This window comes from Pilosibacter rotomagensis (assembly GCF_045062245.2).
Classification (GTDB): Bacteria; Bacillota; Clostridia; order Lachnospirales; family Lachnospiraceae; genus Pilosibacter.
In genome coordinates, this window is record NZ_CM170323.1 from 616,436 (window position 1) to 638,539 (window position 22,104).

12 protein-coding genes and 1 other annotated feature are annotated in these 22,104 nt (G+C 50.4%); of the genes, 8 read left to right on the forward strand and 4 right to left on the reverse strand.

The genetic code is table 11. From position 1 onward, the window contains the following. Positions 1-30: 30 nt before the first annotated feature. Positions 31-714: a helix-turn-helix transcriptional regulator gene (locus ACI3EW_RS02720; protein WP_405582320.1), complete on the reverse strand. Its 684-nt coding sequence runs from the start codon at positions 712-714 to the stop codon at positions 31-33. Between the two features lie 718 nt (positions 715-1,432). Here ACI3EW_RS02720 and ACI3EW_RS02725 point away from each other — a divergent pair. From ACI3EW_RS02725 to ACI3EW_RS02740, 4 genes are all read left to right on the forward strand, one after another. Continuing rightward, on the forward strand, positions 1,433-2,230 hold the full coding sequence (locus tag ACI3EW_RS02725) for a polysaccharide deacetylase family protein (RefSeq protein WP_405582323.1): 798 nt from the start codon (positions 1,433-1,435) through the stop codon (positions 2,228-2,230). Positions 2,231-2,253: 23 nt separating this feature from the next. Then, the gene (locus ACI3EW_RS02730) at positions 2,254-3,588 is read left to right on the forward strand and encodes a replication-associated recombination protein A (protein ID WP_215702105.1); all 1,335 of its coding nucleotides are present in this window, start codon (positions 2,254-2,256) and stop codon (positions 3,586-3,588) included. A gap of 455 nt (positions 3,589-4,043) precedes the next feature. Beyond that, a complete protein-coding gene (gene rho / locus ACI3EW_RS02735) occupies positions 4,044-5,909 on the forward strand; it encodes a transcription termination factor Rho (RefSeq protein WP_215702104.1) in 1,866 nt (621 codons plus the stop codon). Positions 5,910-6,146: 237 nt separating this feature from the next. After that, positions 6,147-6,923 carry an IclR family transcriptional regulator gene (locus ACI3EW_RS02740; protein ID WP_118297464.1) on the forward strand — a complete coding sequence of 259 codons (777 nt, stop codon included), beginning with the start codon at positions 6,147-6,149 and terminating at the stop codon, positions 6,921-6,923. Positions 6,924-7,180: 257 nt separating this feature from the next. Here ACI3EW_RS02740 and ACI3EW_RS02745 read toward each other — a convergent pair whose 3' ends face one another. From ACI3EW_RS02745 to ACI3EW_RS02755, 3 genes are all read right to left on the reverse strand, one after another. Next, positions 7,181-7,954: an ABC transporter ATP-binding protein gene (locus ACI3EW_RS02745; RefSeq protein ID WP_485663262.1), complete on the reverse strand. Its 774-nt coding sequence runs from the start codon at positions 7,952-7,954 to the stop codon at positions 7,181-7,183. Beyond that, positions 7,947-8,837, reverse strand: coding sequence for an ABC transporter permease (locus ACI3EW_RS02750; RefSeq protein WP_485663263.1), 891 nt, complete (start codon positions 8,835-8,837; stop codon positions 7,947-7,949). Before ACI3EW_RS02750 ends, ACI3EW_RS02745 begins: the two co-directional genes overlap by 8 nt. 161 nt (positions 8,838-8,998) lie before the next feature. Continuing rightward, positions 8,999-10,090, reverse strand: coding sequence for an ABC transporter substrate-binding protein (locus ACI3EW_RS02755; protein WP_118321708.1), 1,092 nt, complete (start codon positions 10,088-10,090; stop codon positions 8,999-9,001). 236 nt (positions 10,091-10,326) lie between these two features. Beyond that, positions 10,327-10,563, reverse strand: a binding site (T-box leader). A gap of 320 nt (positions 10,564-10,883) precedes the next feature. Between ACI3EW_RS02755 and ftsH the strand changes: the two genes are divergently transcribed. The 4 genes from ftsH (at position 10,884) to rpoC (ending at position 22,019) form a co-directional block, all read left to right on the forward strand. Further along, entirely contained in the window at positions 10,884-12,734 is a 1,851-nt protein-coding gene (gene ftsH, locus ACI3EW_RS02760; protein WP_118530061.1) for an ATP-dependent zinc metalloprotease FtsH, read from the forward strand. Positions 12,735-13,106: 372 nt separating this feature from the next. Next, entirely contained in the window at positions 13,107-14,318 is a 1,212-nt protein-coding gene (locus ACI3EW_RS02765; RefSeq protein WP_405581795.1) for a hypothetical protein, read from the forward strand. 146 nt (positions 14,319-14,464) lie between these two features. Then, positions 14,465-18,328, forward strand: coding sequence for a DNA-directed RNA polymerase subunit beta (gene rpoB / locus ACI3EW_RS02770; protein ID WP_118321711.1), 3,864 nt, complete (start codon positions 14,465-14,467; stop codon positions 18,326-18,328). 19 nt (positions 18,329-18,347) lie between these two features. Beyond that, a complete protein-coding gene (gene rpoC, locus ACI3EW_RS02775; RefSeq protein ID WP_118530057.1) occupies positions 18,348-22,019 on the forward strand; it encodes a DNA-directed RNA polymerase subunit beta' in 3,672 nt (1,223 codons plus the stop codon). Positions 22,020-22,104 lie beyond the last annotated feature (85 nt).

Genomic DNA, 22,104 nt, shown 5'->3' on the forward strand with positions numbered 1-22,104 from the left:
ATCTTAAAATGCAGATAGAATCTGAAATAATTACTGTGAATCATCAGCAGTATTTCGGCTGCTTCTCGCCTCCTCAAGATAATTATAAAGCGTGTATTTTGAAACCTTCAGCGTCTCACAGAGGAGTACGCTCGTCTTGGAGATCTTGAAGACACCTTTCTGGTCGAGATAATCCAGGGCGCGGATTTTTTCTTCTTTGTTCATGAGTCCCATCGGCTTTCCGACGAGGAGTTCTGCCTGATTCATATAATACTGAAGGATATCGTCCACATTCTTGGTCGCAAGCGCGTCTTTGTCGCTCATCGGTGCATGGTGGGTCATCGGATACTGGACGAACGCATGGAGCGCACGCTGGGCATTTAAAAAGTCGGAGACATCGAGATTTACGCAGACAGCTCCGATGATCTTGCCGTTCTCATCCGGGATCAGGGTCGTGAAGGATTTGTAAAACTGATCTTTCTGACCGTTTGAGAAGGTCTGGAGACTTTCCTTCATCGGTTCGATATCTTTTCCGAACTGTGTGATCATTCCACCCTTCGGAGAACCGCCGACATCGCGTCCGCTGAGCGTGGCATTCAGGGCATAGACGATCGTGTGATCGTAACCTTTCCGGTAGTCGTGGATCAGGATCTCGCTGTTTTCACCGAGAAATTTCTGGAGCCCTTCGAGAAAACGGATCAGAAAGTCGAAATCAAGATACTGGGAAATTTCCATAAATGTGTACCTCCATGGAGACAGATACCGGATCAGGCATTCCCCCCGAAATACACTGCCGGAATATTACGTGAAAATATTAACAAAGCAGAGGCGAACAAACCTCTGAAACTCTTAACTGATCTCAGAATACCATATAACAAACTGTTTGTCAATTATATAACATTTTTTCACACAAAAAGTTTGAAATAATGATTGACATTCTATGAAGTATGGCCTATAATAAAAACACAAAAACAAAAAGAAAGATAAACAAACTAATTTTTAGTTATTGTACCCATCCTTTTCCGGACCCGGGATCCACTCACAGGGATCCCGAGCCCACCCACTTGGACAACGACGTCCGGCTTTTGGAAGCTGTAAAGTTGTCTGGTTGAATTTGCAGATTCCCCCACTTTGATAGATTCACATCGTGGTGGATGTGATAAAGACCGGTTTTTCTGCGGAATGGATGCCCGCAGGAGAAATGGAAGGCCGAAGGGCCCGCTGCCTCGCCACAGCGAAAAAATCCGCATTTCCGGCCGTGATCCCCATAAGGGAAAAGATGATACATATTGAGCGCAGAACCCCTGAGGCAGACGATCCCCAATATCGCTGTTTCAGGGGTTCTGTCTGTTTGGGAGTGTCATGTGTATTTCTCTTTGGGAGAGGAAAGGAAAACGATCACGCGCATATATTTATAAAATGAGATGGGAAAACAGGTAGGCAGGAGGTATCAATGAAATTCAGACAGAAAATCGTTCTGTTTCTGGTGATCGTAGTTGTGGATCTGATCCTGTGCGGCGTGACCTTGCGGATGTGGAAAGGAGAAGATGGGGAAAAGGATTTTAAGGGAGACGTGTATCATGAAAGAAATAAAGAAGAGAGGGAGTCAGGGGAGCAGGAAAAAAGAAACGGCAGAAAAGAGAGAGAAGTTGCAGCGGGAAAATCGGACATGGTACGGGAGAAGGAGACCGATATGAGAAAATACGTGGCGCTCACATTCGATGATGGTCCGAATTCCAGATACACAAAGCCGCTCCTGGACGGTCTCAGGGAACGCGGGATCCGTGCATCCTTTTTTCTTGTCGGCGAGTGCATTGACGGAAAGGAAGATCTCGTAAAGCAGATGGCGGAGGATGGCCATCTGATCGGTGTCCATTGTATGACACATAAGGATCTCACGAAAGAACCGCTTTCGGATGCCAAAAAAGAAATCTGTGAAACCGGGGAGAAGATCCGGGCAGTGACCGGAGTCATGCCGGAGTACGTCCGCCCGCCATACGGAAGCTGGAATGCGAAGCTGGAGGAGGCGGTGGACATGATCCCGGTATTCTGGGATGTCGATTCCATCGACTGGCGTCTGAAGAACACGGAAAAAGTGACCGCAAAAGTCTTAAAAGATACGGAGGACGGGGACATCATCCTGATGCATGATGAGTTCCGGACATCCGTGGAAGCTGCGCTCCGGATCATTGACAACCTTACGGCGAAAGGGTATACTTTTGTTACAGTAGACGAACTGATGGTCGATTAAAACATTCGGGAAAGGCAGTTTTCATGGATTTATTTGATTATATGAGACAAAATACGATGGAGAAGGAATCGCCCCTCGCGTCCAGAATGCGCCCGACGACTCTGGACGAGGTGGTCGGTCAGAAACATATTATCGGAAAGGATAAACTCCTTTACCGTGCGATCAAGGCGGACAAGCTGGGATCGGTGATCTTTTACGGACCGCCCGGAACAGGAAAGACGACGCTCGCAAAGGTGATCGCGCATACGACAAGTGCGCGCTTTGAGCAGATCAACGCCACTGTTGCCGGAAAAAAAGATATGGAAGAGATCGTGAAAAATGCGAAGGATGCGATCGGCATGTACGGACAGAAGACGATCCTTTTCGTGGATGAGATCCATCGCTTTAATAAGTCGCAGCAGGATTATCTCCTGCCGTTCGTGGAGGACGGGACGATCACGCTGATCGGAGCGACGACGGAGAATCCATATTTTGAGGTGAACAACGCGCTTCTTTCCAGATCCAGGATCTTCGAGTTAAAACCGCTGGAAAAGCAGGATATCCGGGAACTGGTAATCCGGGCTGTCTATGATACGGAAAAAGGGATGGGAACTTATGGAGCCGATATCACGGATGAGGCGGCGGATTTCCTTGCGGATGTGGCAAACGGGGACGCGAGAGCGGCGTTAAATGCGGTCGAGCTCGGAATTCTCACGACGGACAAGTCGGAGGACGGAAAGATCCATATCACGATCGATGTCGCGGCGGAATGTATCCAGAAACGGGTGGTTCGCTACGATCATGACGGGGATAACCACTACGATACGATCTCTGCATTCATCAAGAGCATGCGTGGATCGGACCCGGATGCGGCGGTCTATTACCTGGCCAGAATGCTGTATGCAGGTGAGGATGTGAAGTTTATTGCCCGCAGGATCATGATCTGCGCTTCCGAGGATGTCGGAAATGCGGATCCGAATGCGCTTGTGGTCGCGGTGAGCGCGGCGCAGGCGGTGGAGCGGATCGGAATGCCGGAGAGCCAGATCATTCTCTCCCAGGCGGCCGCCTATGTCGCGACGGCTCCGAAGAGCAATGCGGCCTATGTGGGGATCCAGAATGCAATGAAGGCTGTAGCGAATATGCGGACGATGCCGGTTCCGGCGCATCTTCAGGATAAGCACTACAAAGGCGCGGAGAAGCTGGGACATGGACTCGGCTATAAATATGCACATGACTATCCGAATCATTATGTCACCCAGCAGTATCTGCCGGACGGGATGGAAGGAATGAGATTCTATGAACCGTCGGAGAATGGGTATGAAAAGAAGATCAGGGAGCATATGGAGTTTATAAAGCGGGAAGCTACTTTTCACGGGTAGGAATTTTCTGAACTGAAAATTCCGTATGATACCGTTGTGGTCGCGGATTTTGCCGATTTGGAATGCGAAGCATCGGCAAAATCCTGTTACAGTGCGCGGGCACTGGAGGACCCGTGTACTGTAACAGAGGGAAGCCGGAGAGATGGAATAAGCAGGATCAGGGAAAGAGGAAATTGTGAAATTTCCTCTTTCCATTTTTTTATGTGTGCGTTATAATGAGATATACTCATCAGAACAGCCTGGGAGGAAAGTATTGGAAACGATACTTGCTTCTTTGCTCCCGGGCAGTTTCGAAAAAGTCCTCCGATATCGCTGAAATGCGGTGATCCGATCGGAGAAAAGTTTCAAATCTAATGGTTCCAAGGCAGCGGATCCGGAGACGGGGAGGCTGTTATGATCTTTTTTTGATTCCCAACGAGATGATAAAACCGGAATAAGGATGAAGGAGTATTATTATGCGTGAAAAATTAGCAACATTACCGCTGACCCAGTTAAAAGAGCTGGCAAAGAGCCAGGGAATCAGGAATATCAGCGGCTTGAGAAAAGCAGAATTGATCGATCGCCTTTGTGAGGCGGCGGAAAGTGCCGGCGGCGCAAAAGTACCGGCAGAAAATAATGAAAATAGAGAGAATACGGCAGCACCGATGCAGGCGGCAGCGCAGAAAGAGAAAGCGCCGGCTGCTGGAAATGTTTCCGGAGGTGCGGGACAGGAGAAAATGGCATCGGAGAGACCGGCGGTCTTCCAGGACCGCACGGGGCGTCCGGAGAAAACCGAGCGTGCGGAACGATATGAGAGAAATGACCGTCAGGAGCGTGGGGAGCGCCAGATGAGAAATGACCGGCAGGGCAGCTACCAGAGCCGTCAGAACAATTACAGAGATCGCCAGAGTAATTACCAGGATCGTCAGAGCAGCTATCAGGACCGTCAGAGTGGTCATCAGGATCGCCAGATCAGTTACCAGGACCGCCAGAGCAGCTACCAGGACCGTCAGAATGCTTACCAGGGGCAGTCATCTGCGCAGGATTCCCAGACTCAGGGAAACTATCAGGACCGCCAGACTCAGGGCGGCATGCCGGATGCCCAGGAAATTCAGGAGAGCTCAAGAACCTATCAGACTGGTTACCAGACAAGAAACCAGGGTGCTCAGAGTTATACCGCGGAACCGAAGGCAGATCTTCAGGATCTCGACAGCGGGATCGAGGCAAACGGAATTTTAGAGGTCATGCCGGATGGCTTCGGATTTATCCGCTGTGAGAACTTTCTTCCGGGAGATAACGATGTCTATGTGGCACCTTCCCAGATCCGCCGCTTTAACATGAAGACCGGCGATATCATCCGCGGAAGCCGGAGAGTGAAATCCGCGACAGAGAAATTTGCGGCACTTCTCTATGTAAAGACGATCAACGGCTATCCGACGAGTGTTGTGGAGCACCGCCCGAACTTTGAGGATCTGACCCCGATCTTCCCGAACCAGAGACTGAATCTGGAAGTCAGAGGTGGAAAAAATACGACAGCGATGAGAGTCATGGACCTCCTTGCTCCGATCGGTAAAGGCCAGCGAGGTCTGATCGTATCCCCGCCGAAAGCAGGTAAGACAACCTTATTAAAACAGGTTGCAAAAGCAGTTACGACCAACTATCCGGATATGCATATGATCATTCTTCTGATCGATGAGCGCCCGGAGGAGGTTACAGACATTAAGGAATCCGTTGTAGGACCGAACGTGGAAGTCATCTACTCTACGTTTGACGAGCTCCCGGAGCGCCACAAACGTGTCTCTGAGATGGTCATCGAGCGCGCGAGACGTCTGGTAGAGCATGGGCGTGATGTCATGATCCTCTTAGACAGTATCACAAGACTTGCAAGAGCCTATAACCTGGTTGTTCCGCCGAGCGGACGTACTCTTTCGGGTGGTCTTGATCCGGCGGCACTCCACATGCCGAAGCGTTTCTTCGGAGCAGCGAGAAATATGAGAGAGGGCGGAAGCCTGACGATCCTTGCAACCGCACTTGTCGATACCGGAAGCCGTATGGATGACGTTATCTACGAGGAATTTAAAGGTACCGGCAATATGGAGCTTGTACTCGACCGCAAGCTCTCCGAGAAGCGGATCTTCCCGGCAATCGATATCTTAAAGTCCGGTACACGCCGCGACGATCTCCTGCTCACAAGCGAGGAGGCGGAAGCTGTGGATATCGTCCGCAAGGCGACAAACTCCATGAAAGCGGAGGAGTCCGTGGAGAAGATCCTGGACATGTTCGCACGAACAAGAACGAACAGAGAGTTCGTGGAAATGACAAAGAAAACACGATTCATATAAATGACGGGCCGGTGCTCGGAATCCGTTGGTCATTTTTCAGACCGGGTTCCGGACACAGAGTCTTATTAAGAAAAATCGTAACTGTGAGGGTACTGAACGTTACTTTTCACGGATAGGAATTTTCTGAACTGAAAATTCCGTATGATACCGTTGTGGTAACTACTGAACAGTTACGAGGAAGCGTGTAAATACCTGACAGAAAACTGAACTGTCGGGGTAGATAGGAGAACAGAAAGAATGGAAGAAACAGGAAAAAATCCGATCCAGGTCGCAGAGCGCCTGTTCCAGGTGATCGAGTGTCTGGCGGAGAATGGTCCGATGGGGATCATGGATCTGAGCGCGCAGCTCGGATTCCATAAGAGCACGACGCACCGGCTCGTGACTTCCCTCCAGTATATGGGCTATATCCGGCAGGACGAGGAATCCCTGAAATACGCGCTGTCTCTGAAGTTCCTGGAGATCGGAGGCAAGATCCTGGAACAGACGAACATGGCTTCTCTGGTTCATCCGTCACTGAAGAAACTGTCGGAGCAGACCGGAGAGACGGTCCATCTCGTCCGCAGAGAGGGAACGGAGGCCGTGTATATCGATAAAGTGGAATCCAACGTCAGCTCGATCCGGATGGTATCGAGAGTCGGAAGCCGGATCCCCCTGTACTGCTCCGGCGTCGGCAAGGCGCTGCTCGCGGAGCTGCCGGATCCGGAGATCAGAGAGATCTGGAACAGCTCAGAGATCGTGTCCCTGACACCGTACACTGTAACAAAGTTTCAGGATCTCATGGAACGGATCGGGACAGTGCGGAAGGTCGGATATGCGATGGATGATGAGGAGAATGAGGAAGGCGTCCGCTGCATCGCGGTCAGCATTCCGGATTACCATAAAGAACCGGTCTACGCCCTGAGCATCTCCGCACCGGTGAGCCGGATGACGGATGCCCGGATCGCGGAACTTGCCGTGGATGTGCTGGCATTTAAGAAAGAACTGGAGAAGACGCTGGGATTCTCGAGAAGCTGAGGAAAGCACAGGAACAGTTACAGAATAAAAAGAGCGATGAGTTCTGGAATCTGATGTCGGATCCCGGAGTTCATCGCTCTTTTTCGTTACCGTGTGTGGGGATTTTCAGTGTGTGTATTGTAACTGGATTTTACTGATACTTTGTAACTGGTCAGTAGGTCTGCGCACTTGCTGCGCTGACCGTAATAAAACACAGGCTTGAAGGCAAAAATCCCATCGGTGAAGCCGATTTGGAATGGATTTTTGATATTTCCCGATCAGTTTCCGCACTCGATACTGATCGCGTTGAACATGTCGAGGATATCATCTACCTTCGTGTTCGCCTTTTCATCGCCCTTTTTGTCCATGACCGCATGTCCCTGGTGCATCATCAGGAGACGGTCGCCGTACTCGACAGCAAAGCGGAGATTGTGGGTGACCATGATCGTTGTCAGGTGTTTCTCCGCAACGATCTTTCCTGTGAGTTCCATGATGATATCGGCGGTCTTCGGGTCGAGGGCTGCAGTGTGCTCATCGAGGATCAGAAATTCGATCGGGGTCATCGTGGACATCAAAAGTGCCATCGCCTGGCGCTGGCCGCCGGAGAGAACGCCGACCTTCACGCCCATCTTATCCTCAAGACCGAGTCCTAAGATCTTTAACTGGTCGCGGTAGAAATCGATGCGGGACTTGTTTGTCCCAGGCAGCAGGTTAAACGGTTTTCCTTTATTATCGGCGAGTGCCATATTCTCCAGAATCGTCATGTTCGGGCAGGTCCCCATTGCCGGGTGCTGGTAGACGCGGCCGATGCGGCGCTGGCGCTTGTACTCCGGCATCTTTGTGATATCGACTCCGCCCATCGTGATCGTTCCGGAGTCGACCGGAATGCTGCCGCAGATCAGGTTTAACATGGAAGTCTTTCCGGATCCATTGCTGCCGATTACGGAGACGAACTCGCCGTCGGCGATGCTCAGGTTGAAATCCTTAAAGAGGCACATTTCGTTCACGGTGCCTGCATTGTAATATTTATTGATGTTCTTTAATTCAAGCATGATGTGCCCCCTTTCTCTTCATGGAATCACTGATGATCAGGATCAGAAGAAGGATCGCTGCAGTGATCAGTTTCAGGTCAGTTGCTTTTACGATGCGCATGGAAATGACGAAAGCGACGCATGCCTTGTAGAGGATCGCGCCTGCGATGACCGCGGTGGTCGCTTTTAATTTTCCAAAGCGATGGAACAGCTGGGTTCCGAGGATGACGCTTGCGAGACCGAAGACCATGGTTCCGGTTCCGATGGAGATATCGAAGAAGGCCTGCTTCTGAGCAAGAACTCCTCCGGCGAGAGCTGCGAAGCCGTTCGCGATCGCAAGACCGATGATCTTCACGCGGCCTTTGTCCTCCGCGAGAGAGGTTACGAGAGCGTCATTGTCTCCGGCTGCCCGGAGCAGATATCCGGATCTCGTGTTTAAGTACCAGTCGAGGACGAATTTGCAGATCAGGGTGATCACTGCAAGGATGATCACAACGATGTACGGTCTCACGGATGCCGGCAGGCTGTTTCTCGTCCATTCATTGTCGAAGATCGTATCCTGGGACAGGAACGGGAGATTGGCTTTCATTCCGGCGATCCGAAGATTTACGGAGTAGAGAGCGGTCATGACAATGATACCGGAAAACAGATCGCGGACCTTGCATTTTACATGAATAAAGCCGGTCACGCATCCGGCGAGCACGCCTGCGAAGAAAGAGAGCGGTAATGCCCACACCGGGGAAATGCCTTTCACGATCAGCCCTGCGGTCAGCGCTGCGCCCAGGGGGAATGTTCCATCGACCGAAAGATCCGGAAAGTCCAGGATCTTGTAGGTGATGTATACGCCCAGGGCCATGATCGCGTAGATCAGCCCTTCCTCAAAGATTCCTAATAAGATTGCCATGTTATCCTCCGAAAATCAATAACCTATATTTTATCGCGGTTATTACAGTGGGTGTTCAGCTCTGCTGAACAGTTACTTTTACAGTTACATTCTGGTGCAAAGTCCGGCAAAGCGGATGAAATGCTTTGCCGGACTTCCTGACATTGTGTCTGTTTGAATTATTACTGGGTGATCTCAGTGAATAATTCTTTTGCATTCTTGGAGAGGTCCTCCGGGAATGTGATCCCGAGATCCTCAGCGACTTTGGAGTTTCCGTAGAAAGCTGCTTCCTCGATGACTTCAAAGTTCAGTTCGCTTGCTTTTTTCTCGCCCTTTAAGACTTCGGCAGCCATGCGTCCTGTCTGCTTTCCAAGATCAACATAATCGAGACCCATTGCAGCGAGGCAGCCGATCTTGACCTGTTCGATCTCACTTCCGAATACCGGGATGTTCTTTGCGTTTGCTTTGGAAAGGATCAGCGGAAGAGAAGCAACGACGGTGTTGTCCGTTAAGTTGTTTAAGCAGTCAACCTGTTCTAAGAGGCTGTCAGCTGCCAGCGGGATGTCTGCTGTGGAGGAAACGCCGGACTCAACGATCTCGAAACCGTAATCAGCAGCTTTTTCCTTATACTCTGCGAGTGTGGAAGCGGAGTTTACTTCGCTTGTTGTATACATGATACCGATCTTCTTCGCATCCGGAAGGATCGCGCGGATCATTTCGAGCTGCTGTTCAACCGGAAGCTTATCACTTGTTCCTGTCACTTCACCGACCGGTGTTCCGTCTGCGTTTGCAAGTTCAGCTGCGACCGGATCGGTAACTGCTGTATAGATGACCGGAATATCATTCTTTCTGCCGACGCTGTATGCGCTCTGGGCGCTCGGTGTTGCGATCGCGCAGATGAGATCCACCTTCTGTCCGGCGAAGTTTGTACTGATCTGTGCTGCTAACCCTGGGTCAGCCTGTGCGTTTTCTTCTAATACGGTAAGATTTTTGCCTTCCACGAATCCGTTCTCGGCGAGACCTTCGATGAAACCTTCCCGGCAGTTGTCGAGAGAGCCGTGAACAGCGAACTGGTTGATGCCGATCGTGTAGGAACCGTCTGCGAGAGCGGTATCCGCTGCGTCTGCGGATCCTGCAGTTGTTGCTTCGGCAGTTGTTGTCTCGGCAGCTGTCGTCTCAGCGGCAGTCGTTGTGGAAGCTGTGTTTGAAGAGCAGCCTGCGAGAAGTGCTGCGGTGAATGTTGCTGCGATGATTGCTTTGATCGATTTTTTCATAATTTTGTTCTCCTCTTCTACTTTTTAATTGAGATGATTCGTAACTGCATTCCGGGTCTTTCCGATCCGGTCATGCGGTCCAGTAGTTGTTGGAGGTGTGGAGCGAAGGTGCCGTGGTGTGGGATATCTTGTACAGAGCATGTATTTTTGCTGCCATACATCTGTAGGGAGCTGCCGTCGGCAGGTCCTTTAGGTATAAAAAAATCCCAAGGATCAGATATCGATTTAAATCTGATCCTTGAGACGAATTTCATATCCGCGGTGCCACTCAATTTGACCTTTCGGTCCGCTTTTTTCGTATACCAACATATACGCCGCTTTCTTAACGACTGCGGTAGCCGTCAGTCCATACTAAAATTCAGGACTGCCCTCGAAAGTCCATTCCATTTCCAGTGCAATACTGCAATCCCACCGCCTGCAGCTCTCTGTGAAAACATGATCGAAAATGTACTCCTCTTTCTCAACGGTTTTTCTTGTTTGGTTATGGGTATCATAGTACGAAAAGGATTGTTTGTCAAGAAGAACAATAAAAAAAGTTTGGAAACCTGCAAACTCTGTCAGCCAGAAAGAAAAATGGTAATTTCTAAAAAAAATATAACATTTCAGAAACTTCCATAAATTCCATTGACTTTCAATGTTTCCTGATATAGGATAAATATCACACGAAATGACAGGGTGTCATCTCACGCAGATCTTCAGAAAACAAAGCATGTAAAAGACAGAAAAAGTAACAGCAGAGGCTCGGATGCGATGAAAAGCTCTGCAGAAAAATGAAAATCAAGGAGGCACACGTATGGGTACCAAAGACGGCGGAAAAAAGCCGAACCCGAATGATCTCAATTCATTTAAGGGATTTTTCTATTATATGATCATAATTCTGGTCATGACGGTCCTGTTAAACGGACTCGTATTCCCGTCCGCACTGAAAAGTCAGGTAAAGGAAGTCGGCTACAACGAATTTCTGGCTATGGTAGACAATAACCAGGTCACACAGGTAGAGAAAGATGACACGAACGGCGAGTACGTGTTTATCGCGAAAGACAGCAATGGAAAAGAGCAGGTCTACAAGACAGGACTCTGGGATGACCCGGATCTGACAGATCGCCTGTACAGCAAGGGCGTCACATTCGATAAAGTGATTCCGAGAAAAGAGTCAGCGATCATGAATATTTTCGTGAACTGGATCCTTCCGTTCGTGATCATGATTGGGCTCGGGCAGATCTTAAGCCGCAGCATGGCGAAGCGCATGGGCGGAAACGCGATGACATTTGGAAAGTCCAATGCAAAGATCTACGCGGAGAGCGAGACCGGTGTGACATTTGCGGATGTCGCAGGTGAGGAGGAGGCGAAAGACGCCTTAAAGGAGATCGTTGATTTCCTTCATGACCCGAAGAAATATTCCGATATCGGTGCCACACTTCCGAAGGGCGCCCTTCTCGTAGGCCCTCCAGGAACAGGTAAAACATTACTTGCAAAGGCCGTTGCCGGTGAGGCGCACGTTCCGTTCTTCTCAATCTCCGGTTCCGAGTTCGTTGAGATGTTCGTCGGCATGGGTGCCGCGAAGGTCCGGGACCTCTTCAAGCAGGCAAATGAGAAAGCTCCGTGTATCGTCTTTATCGATGAGATCGATACTATCGGTAAAAAGCGTGACGGAAGCGGCATGGGTGGAAACGATGAGCGTGAGCAGACCTTAAACCAGCTTCTTACAGAGATGGACGGATTCGACGGACGAAAGGGTGTTGTGATCCTGGCGGCCACAAACCGTCCGGAGACCCTCGATAAGGCTCTTTTAAGACCGGGCCGTTTCGACAGAAGAATTCCGGTGGAGCTTCCGGATCTTAAAGGCCGTGAGGCGATCCTGCGGGTACATGGAAAAGATGTCAAGATGGATGAGTCCGTTGACTTTAACGCCATCGCGAGAGCCACTGTCGGAGCCAGCGGTGCCGAGCTTGCGAACATTATCAATGAGGGCGCGCTCCGTGCCGTCCGCATGGGACGCCGCGTTGTATCCCAGGCTGACCTGGAGGAGAGCGTTGAGACTGTTATCGCCGGTTACCAGAAGAAAAATGCGTCCGTATCTGAAAATGAACGCCGGATCGTCGCTTATCACGAGATCGGTCATGCCCTGGTGGCTGCGTGCCAGAGCAATTCCGCTCCGGTACACAAGATCACGATTATTCCGAGAACATCGGGTGCTCTTGGTTATACGATGCAGGTGGAGGACGGCGAGCGCCTTCTTATGAGTAAGGAGGAGGCACTCAACAAGATCGCAACCCTGACCGGCGGCCGTGCGGCGGAGGAATTTATGTTCCACTCCATCACGACCGGAGCCTCCAACGATATCGAGCAGGCCACAAAGCTTGCCCGCGCTATGGTGACCCGCTACGGCATGAGCGACCAGTTCGGTATGGTTGCCCTTGAGACCGTGACGAACCAGTACCTTGGTGGAGACACCTCCCTCGCATGCTCACCGGAGACAGCGAAAGCCATCGATGACGAGGTGATCGCTACCGTGAAGGCACAGTACGAGAAGGCGATGGGAATCTTAAGAGACCATGCAGCAAAATTAAACGAACTCGCCGGATATCTTCTCGAAAAGGAGACAATCACAGGGGAAGAATTTATGGAGATCCTGAACCGGTAAAAGCAGTATATCAGTGTGAGAAGACTCAGAGACCATGCAAAGTGGCTGCTCTGAGTCTTTTTTCGTTTTGGGAAAAGAATCAGTTACTTTTCATGGGTAGGAATTTTCTGAACTGAAAATTCCGTACAATACAGTGGTGGTAGTGGATTTTGCCGATTCGGAATGCGAAGCATCGGCAAAATCCTGTTACAGTGCGCGGGCAAGGAGTGCCCGTGTACTGTAACAAGAATCAGGCATTGGGCTGACGATGTGAAATCTCGATTGTGTACACTGGAAACCTATGTTAAAATGAGAGTAGAAATTTAGCTGTTGGGCTTAAAATACAAAATTAAAATGACCTGAAAAGAGGAATACCGACAGGAGGAAAAACGGATGAAACAGAGATATTGTCCATACTGCGACCAGAAAATGACATCGGGTCTATACTGCAGCGGATGCAAAAGGATCGTGTGGCATCCATATGTGCAGGATGTGGATTACTATTTAAATGAGAGGCATCCTCGCCATGAGTCAGACTGCCTGTACCATGATGGCGGAAGCGAATACCCTGGAAGCAGCACGTCCGGTACAGATTCGTACGCGGGCATATTTAAAGGGAATGGGACATCAACCAGAATACAGGGCGGAAAGAAAAAGCCAGCTCGGGAGAAGAAGACAGCGGATCCATTCCAGAATATGGGAAACCGGATGACGGGACAGCGGAATGCGTTCGAAAATATGAAGAGCCAGCTTGGACAGTACCGCAGCCAGGCAGATACCTGCCAGAGTGGAACTTACAGCAGCCAGTCCGCGAAGAACATCATGGACCGCGTAAACTCCGAGCGGGGACGGAAGAAGCCGTTTACCGGCATTCTGATCGTCGTGATCATCTGGCTGGTATTTTCCGTCGGCGGAAACCTGCTGTTCCTTATCACCCATGCGATCCGGGAATCGATCTACGGGATCGAGAACATCTTCGACTCGTCCAGCGGCGATCTCTGGTCCTCTGCCGATTCCAACGCCGTGGAGGTCCTTGGGGAGGGCGAGCTCTCCGACGAGGAGGTGCGGGCCATCGGAACAAACTGTACAAACTACGGTCACTATGACGCCCAGCTTGCGGATGTGACGGCCGCCCTGGACCGGCTCCTGCCGCAGTACGGATTTTCTGAGTGGTCGATGGAGGACACATACAGCTACAACTATGCTTCGGACGATATGAGCTGGTACAACACAGATCAGGCCTATTATCTGAGCCGTGATGGGGAGTATGTGGGAAGCATTACCATCTACGCCGACACGGCAACGGACGATCTCCATGGAATCGGTGCCTACAGCAGCGACGAGGAGGCCTTCTACCAGATCGCGGACGTGCTGGAAGCCACATTCCAGGAATTCGGCTATCTGGATACGGATCTAAATGGACAGGAGGTATATCAGGAACTGATCAATACCGAGGATATGATCGTTAGTAAGACAGATGACAGTGTCAACGGATTTACCACAGCTTATGGACCGGAGATTTTTGCAAGTAAAGAAAGCCCGTCAGGGGATGATTTCTACTCGATCCAGATGTATGCGCCGGGGTATTACACAAGCGTAGAGTAGGAAAACTTTGTAAAAAAGTGCTTGACAGATTGACAACCCCATGGTAGTATGAAATGTGCACTATTGTGGTATCATGTGCATATGGTACCAGTATGCCCAAAATTAGTTATTGATTATAGAGAAAGAAAACAGGGGTGAAACGTCAAATGGAGAAAAGCAGAATGCGTCCGGTGCCGTCCGGCAAGAGCGTAAGAATGAGCTTCTCAAGACAGAAAGAAGTTCTTGAGATGCCGAACCTGATCGAGATCCAGAAGGATTCTTATCAGTGGTTCCTCGACGAGGGCCTGAAAGAGGTCTTTGACGATATCTCTCCGATCGCTGACTTTGCTGGACATCTTAGCCTGGAGTTTGTAGACTTCACGCTTTGCAAAGATGACATCAAATACACGATCGAAGAGTGCAAAGAGCGTGATGCAACTTACGCCGCACCTTTGAAAGTCAAGGTGAGACTCTGCAACAAAGATAAAGATGAGATCAATGAACACGAGATTTTCATGGGCGATCTGCCATTAATGACAGATACCGGCTCCTTCGTTATTAACGGTGCAGAGCGTGTTATCGTCAGCCAGTTGGTACGTTCCCCTGGTATCTATTATGGTATCGATCACGATAAGATCGGTAAAGAATTATATTCCTGTACCGTAATCCCGAATCGTGGAGCATGGTTAGAGTATGAGACAGATTCCAACGACGTGTTCTATGTACGTGTAGACCGTACCAGAAAGGTCCCGGTAACTGTCCTGATCCGTGCGCTCGGATATGGTACAAACGCTGAGATCATCGATCTCTTCGGTGAGGAGCCGAAGCTTCTCGCAAGCTTCACAAAGGATACATCCGACAACTATCAGGATGGTCTCCTTGAGTTATATAAGAAGATCCGTCCGGGCGAGCCGCTGTCTGTCGACAGCGCTGAGAGCCTGTTAAACGGCATGTTCTTCGACCCGAGAAGATATGATCTCGCAAAGGTCGGCAGATATAAATTCAACAAGAAGCTTCATATGAAGAACCGTATCGTCGGACAGATTCCGTCCGAGGATATCGTTGATACAGAAACAGGCGAGATCCTTGCGGAAGCAGGAAAAGCGATCACAAAAGATCAGGCGATCGCGATCCAGAACGCTGCGATCCCGTATGTATGGATCCAGACAGAAGAGCGCGTGGAGAAAGTCCTTTCCAACCTTATGGTTGACCTTTCCGCATATGTGTCCTTCGATCCGGAAGAAGTAGGTATCACAGAGTTAGTATATTACCCGGTATTAAAAGACATTCTGGAAAAAGCAGGGGATGACGAGGAAGAGTTAAAAGCTGAACTCCGCCGCAACGTCCACGAGCTTGTTCCGAAATGCATCACAAAGGAAGATATCCTTGCTTCCATCAACTACAACATGCACCTTGAGTACGGCATCGGCGTAAAGGATGATATCGACCACCTTGGAAACCGTCGTATCCGTGCAGTCGGAGAGCTCCTTCAGAACCAGTACCGTATCGGTCTCTCCAGAATGGAGCGCGTTGTACGTGAGAGAATGACAACACAGGACATCGACGGAATCACTCCGCAGTCCCTGATCAATATCAAACCGGTCACTGCAGCAGTGAAGGAGTTCTTCGGAAGCTCCCAGCTGTCCCAGTTCATGGACCAGAACAACCCGTTATCCGAGCTTACGCATAAGAGACGTCTCTCCGCGTTAGGACCGGGCGGTCTGTCCAGAGAGCGTGCAGGATTCGAGGTTCGAGATGTACACTACACCCACTACGGTCGTATGTGTCCGGTCGAGACTCCTGAGGGACCGAACATCGGTCTTATCAACTCCCTCGCAAGCTATGCGAAGGTAAACCAGTACGGCTTCGTTGAGGCTCCGTATCGTGTCGTAGACAAGAGCGATCCGGCTAACCCGCGTGTTACCGACGATGTTGTCTACATGACAGCTGACGAAGAGGATAACTACATCGTAGCACAGGCGAATGAGCCGCTCGATGAGGAAGGCCACTTCATCCACAACAACGTATCCGGTCGTTTCCGTGAGGAGACTTCCTCCTTCCAGAAGAAACAGATCGACCTCATGGACGTATCCCCGAGAATGGTATTCTCCGTTGCTACTTCCATGATCCCGTTCTTACAGAACGATGACGCGAACCGTGCCCTGATGGGATCCAACATGCAGCGTCAGGCTGTACCGCTGCTTTCCACAGAAGCTCCGGTTGTTGGTACCGGTATCGAAGGCAAGGCTGCCGTTGACTCCGGTGTCTGCGTAGTCGCTAAGAATGCCGGCGTTGTTGAACGCTCCGCTTCCAACGAGATCATCATCAAGAGAGATTCTGACGGAAACCGCGACGTTTACCGCCTGATCAAATTCTCACGAAGCAACCAGTCCAACAGCTACAACCAGAAGCCGATCGTTTACAAGGGCGACCATGTAGAGAAAGGCGAGGTTATCGCGGACGGACCGTCCACAAAGGATGGCGAGATCGCACTTGGTAAGAACCCGCTGATCGGATTCATGACCTGGGAAGGTTACAACTACGAGGATGCGGTCCTGTTAAGTGAAAAACTTGTTATGAATGATGTCTACACATCTGTTCATATTGAAGAATATGAATGCGAATCCCGTGATACCAAGTTAGGACCGGAAGAGATCACAAGAGATGTTCCGGGTGTCGGCGATGACGCATTGAAAGACCTGGATGAGCGCGGAATCATCCGCATCGGCGCTGAGGTCCGTGCCGGTGATATCTTAGTTGGAAAGGTAACTCCTAAGGGAGAGACTGAGCTGACAGCTGAAGAGAGACTTCTTCGTGCGATCTTCGGTGAGAAGGCAAGAGAAGTCCGCGACACATCCTTAAAAGTACCGCATGGCGCATACGGAACCATCATCGACGCAAAACTCTTCACAAGAGAGAACGGCGACGAGCTTGCTCCTGGCGTAAATGAGACAGTCCGCATCTACATCGCTCAGAAACGTAAGATTTCTGTTGGTGATAAGATGGCCGGCCGTCATGGTAACAAGGGTGTTGTCTCCCGTGTACTTCCGGTAGAGGATATGCCGTTCCTTCCGAACGGACGTCCGCTCGATATCGTATTAAACCCGTTAGGCGTGCCGTCCCGAATGAACATCGGACAGGTCCTTGAGATCCACTTAAGCCTTGCAGCAAAGGCACTTGGATTCAATGTTTCCACACCGGTATTCGATGGCGCAGACGAGAATGATATCCAGGATACACTGGAGCTTGCAAACGATTATGTAAACATGGAATGGGATGCATTCCAGGAGAAGTATAAAGAGATCCTTCGTCCGGAGGTTATGGAATATCTCGGTGAGCACCTTGATCACCGTGCTCTCTGGAAGGGCGTTCCGATCAGCCGTACCGGTAAGGTACAGCTCCGCGACGGACGTACAGGCGAATACTTCGATGGCCCGACTACGATCGGACACATGCACTACCTGAAACTGCATCACCTGGTTGACGATAAGATCCATGCACGTTCCACAGGCCCATACGCACTCGTTACACAGCAGCCGCTCGGTGGTAAAGCACAGTTCGGCGGACAGCGTTTCGGTGAGATGGAGGTTTGGGCTCTTGAGGCTTACGGCGCGGCTTACACACTTCAGGAGATCCTGACAGTGAAGTCCGATGACGTTGTTGGACGTGTAAAGACCTACGAGGCGATCATCAAGGGCGAGAACATTCCGGAGCCGGGTATTCCGGAGTCCTTCAAGGTACTCTTAAAAGAGTTACAGTCTCTCGGACTGGATGTAAGAGTGCTGCGTGACAATGGTGAGGAAGTCGATATGTCTGAGAACATCGACTACTCTGATACAAACTACGATCTTCGTTCCATCATCGAGGGAGACCGCCGCTACAACGATAAGGAAGACTTATCCGACTACGGATTCCAGAAGCAGGAATTCAAGGGCGACGAGCTTGTCAATGTGGAAGACGATGACTATACAAACGACGGTGCCAAAGACGACTATGTCGATGACGATTATACCGAGGATGACGACAAATAATTAGAAGGGAGTACCGTTCATGCCTGAGACAAATGAAACTTATCAGCCGATGACATTCGACGCGATCCGTATCGGACTTGCCTCTTCGGAAAAGATTCTGGAATGGTCCCATGGTGAGGTTAAAAAACCGGAGACCATCAACTACAGAACCTTAAAACCGGAGAAGGACGGTCTGTACTGCGAAAGAATCTTTGGACCGACCAAGGACTGGGAGTGCCATTGTGGTAAATACAAGAAAATCAGATACAAAGGTGTTATCTGTGACCGCTGCGGCGTTGAGGTAACGAAGTCCAGCGTGCGCCGTGAGCGTATCGGACATATCGCGCTTGCCGCTCCGGTATCCCATATCTGGTATTTTAAAGGTATCCCGAGCCGTATGGGTCTGATCCTGGACATCTCCCCGAGAGTCCTCGAGAAAGTTCTGTACTTTGCTTCCTATATCGTTCTGGATGCAGGAAATACCGGACTTCAGTTAAAGCAGGTCCTTTCCGAGAAAGAGTACCGCGATGCTGTTGAAAAGTACGGCTACGGCACATTCCGCGTAGGAATGGGTGCTGAGGCAGTCCAGGAACTTTTAAAGAATATCGATCTGGATAAAGACTCCGAAGAGCTGAGAAAAGCTCTTCAGGAGGCTTCCGGCCAGAAGAGAGCGAGAATCATCAAGCGCCTTGAGGTTGTTGATGCATTCCGCAGCTCCGGAAACAGACCGGAGTGGATGATCATGAACGTGATCCCGGTCATCCCGCCGGATATCCGCCCGATGGTACAGCTCGACGGCGGACGTTTCGCGACATCCGACTTAAACGACTTATACAGAAGAATCATCAACCGTAACAACCGTCTCGCAAGACTTCTCGAACTCGGCGCTCCGGACATCATCGTCCGCAACGAGAAGAGAATGCTCCAGGAGGCTGTTGATGCCCTGATCGATAACGGCAGACGCGGAAGACCGGTTACAGGACCGGGCAACCGTGCGTTAAAGTCCCTTTCTGACATGTTAAAAGGTAAGCAGGGACGTTTCCGTCAGAACCTTCTCGGTAAACGAGTTGACTATTCCGGACGTTCCGTTATCGTCGTTGGACCGGAACTTAAGATCTACCAGTGCGGTCTTCCGAAAGAGATGGCGATCGAGCTCTTCAAACCGTTCGTTATGAAGGAACTCGTTGCAAACGGAACTGCACACAACATCAAGAACGCGAAAAAGATGGTCGAGCGTCTTCAGACAGAGGTCTGGGATGTTCTCGAGGATGTAATCAAAGAGCATCCGGTTATGTTAAACCGTGCCCCTACTCTTCACCGTCTTGGTATTCAGGCGTTCGAGCCGATCCTTGTAGAAGGTAAGGCAATCAAGCTTCACCCGCTCGTTTGTACCGCATTCAACGCGGACTTCGATGGAGACCAGATGGCGGTTCACCTTCCGCTGACGATGGAAGCACAGGCAGAGTGCCGCTTCCTTCTTCTCTCCCCGAACAACCTGTTAAAACCGTCCGATGGTGGTCCGGTAGCAGTTCCTTCCCAGGATATGGTCCTCGGTATCTACTATCTGACACAGGAGAGACCGGGCGCAAAGGGCGAAGGCATGTTCTTCAAGAGCCCGAACGAAGCACTTCTTGCATATGAGAACGGAGCCGTTACTCTTCATGCGAGAATCAAAGTCCGTGTGACAAAGACACTTCCGGACGGAAGAACGATGACAGGCATCGTTGATACAACTGTAGGACGTATCCTCTTCAACGAGATCATCCCGCAGGACCTTGGATTTGTCGACAGAACGATCCCGGGCAACGAGTTAAAGCCGGAGATCGATTTCCTCGTAAAGAAGAAACAGTTAAAGCAGATCCTCGAGAAAGTCATCAATACACACGGAGCGATTCAGACAGCGATCACTCTGGACGATATCAAGGCGATCGGTTACAAGTACTCCACAAGAGCCGCTATGACCGTATCCATTTCCGATATGACTGTCCCGGCAACCAAGAAACAGCTCCTTGCGGACGCTGAGGCAACGGTTGACCGTATCGCAAAGAACTTCCGCCGTGGTCTTATCACAGAGGAAGAACGTTACAAAGAAGTTATCGATGTATGGAAAGCAACCGATGACCAGTTAACACATGACCTTCTGACAGGTCTTGATAAATACAACAACATCTTCATGATGGCGGACTCCGGAGCCCGTGGTTCTGATAAGCAGATCAAGCAGCTTGCTGGTATGCGAGGACTTATGGCGGATACAACCGGTCACACGATCGAACTCCCGATCAAGTCCAACTTCCGTGAAGGTCTTGACGTACTTGAGTACTTCATCTCCGCACATGGTGCGAGAAAAGGTATGTCCGATACCGCTCTTCGTACAGCCGACTCTGGTTACCTGACAAGACGTCTTGTCGATGTATCCCAGGATCTCATCATCCGTGAGACAGACTGCTGCGAAGGAAAAGGAACGATCCCGTACATGGAGATCGAAGGCTTTACAGACGGTAAAGAGACGATCGAGACTCTCCAGGAGAGATTAACAGGCAGATATATCGCTGAGACGATCACAGATCCGGATACCGGAGAAGTTGTTGTCAAGGCAAACCATATGTGTACACCGAAACGTGCCGCAGCCGTTATCAAGGTTCTTGAGAAGCTCGGCAGAAATACCGTTAAGATCCGTACAGTCCTGACATGTAAATGCCATATCGGTGTTTGCTCCAAGTGCTACGGCGCGAACATGGCGACAGGTCAGCCGGTACAGGTCGGCGAGGCTGTTGGTATCATTGCCGCACAGTCCATCGGTGAGCCGGGTACACAGTTAACCATGCGTACATTCCACTCCGGCGGTGTTGCCGGCGGCGATATCACACAGGGTCTTCCGCGTGTCGAGGAGCTTTTCGAGGCAAGACGCCCGAAGGGACTTGCGATCATTGCTGAATTTGGTGGTGTTGTCACAATTAAAGATACCAAGAAGAAACGTGAGATCATCGTTACTGATCCGGAGACCGGAAACTCCAAGACTTATCTGATCCCGTATGGTTCCAGAATCAAAGTTACGGACGGACAGGTTCTCGAGGCCGGTGACGTTCTCACAGAAGGTAGCATCAACCCGCACGACCTGTTAAAGGTTAAGGGCGTTCGTGCCGTACAGGATTACATGATCCGTGAGGTACAGCGTGTTTACCGTTTACAGGGTGTAGAGATCAACGATAAGCATATCGAGATGATCGTGCGTCAGATGTTAAAGAAGATCCGTATCGAGGAGAGCGGCGATTCCGACGTTCTTCCGGGCGTATCCATGGATGTTCTTGATTTCAACGAGATGAACGAGGAGCTCATCGCTGCAGGCAAACAGCCGGCAGAGGGCAAACAGGTCATGCTCGGTATCACAAAGGCATCCCTTGCAACCGATTCCTTCTTATCCGCTGCATCCTTCCAGGAGACCACCAAGGTTCTTACTGAGGCTGCGATCAACGGCAAAGTAGATCACCTGATCGGTCTGAAAGAGAATGTTATCATCGGTAAGCTCATCCCGGCTGGTACCGGTATGAAGCGTTACCGCAACATCAAGCTCAGCACCGGCGAGATCGAGGAGAAGAAGCCGGAGCCGGAAGTTCAGACTGCTGCTGAGCCGCAGGAGGAGACAGAAGCTCCGATTGAAGAGGCTGAGAAGATCATTCTCAACGAGGATGACACACAGGAAGTTGATGAATAATCGATTATAATGTGTAAAGCTTTATGAAAACAGGCGATCGTGCAGGTTTTCAGAACAGACAAGTTTATATTGTGGGGAAGCTCCT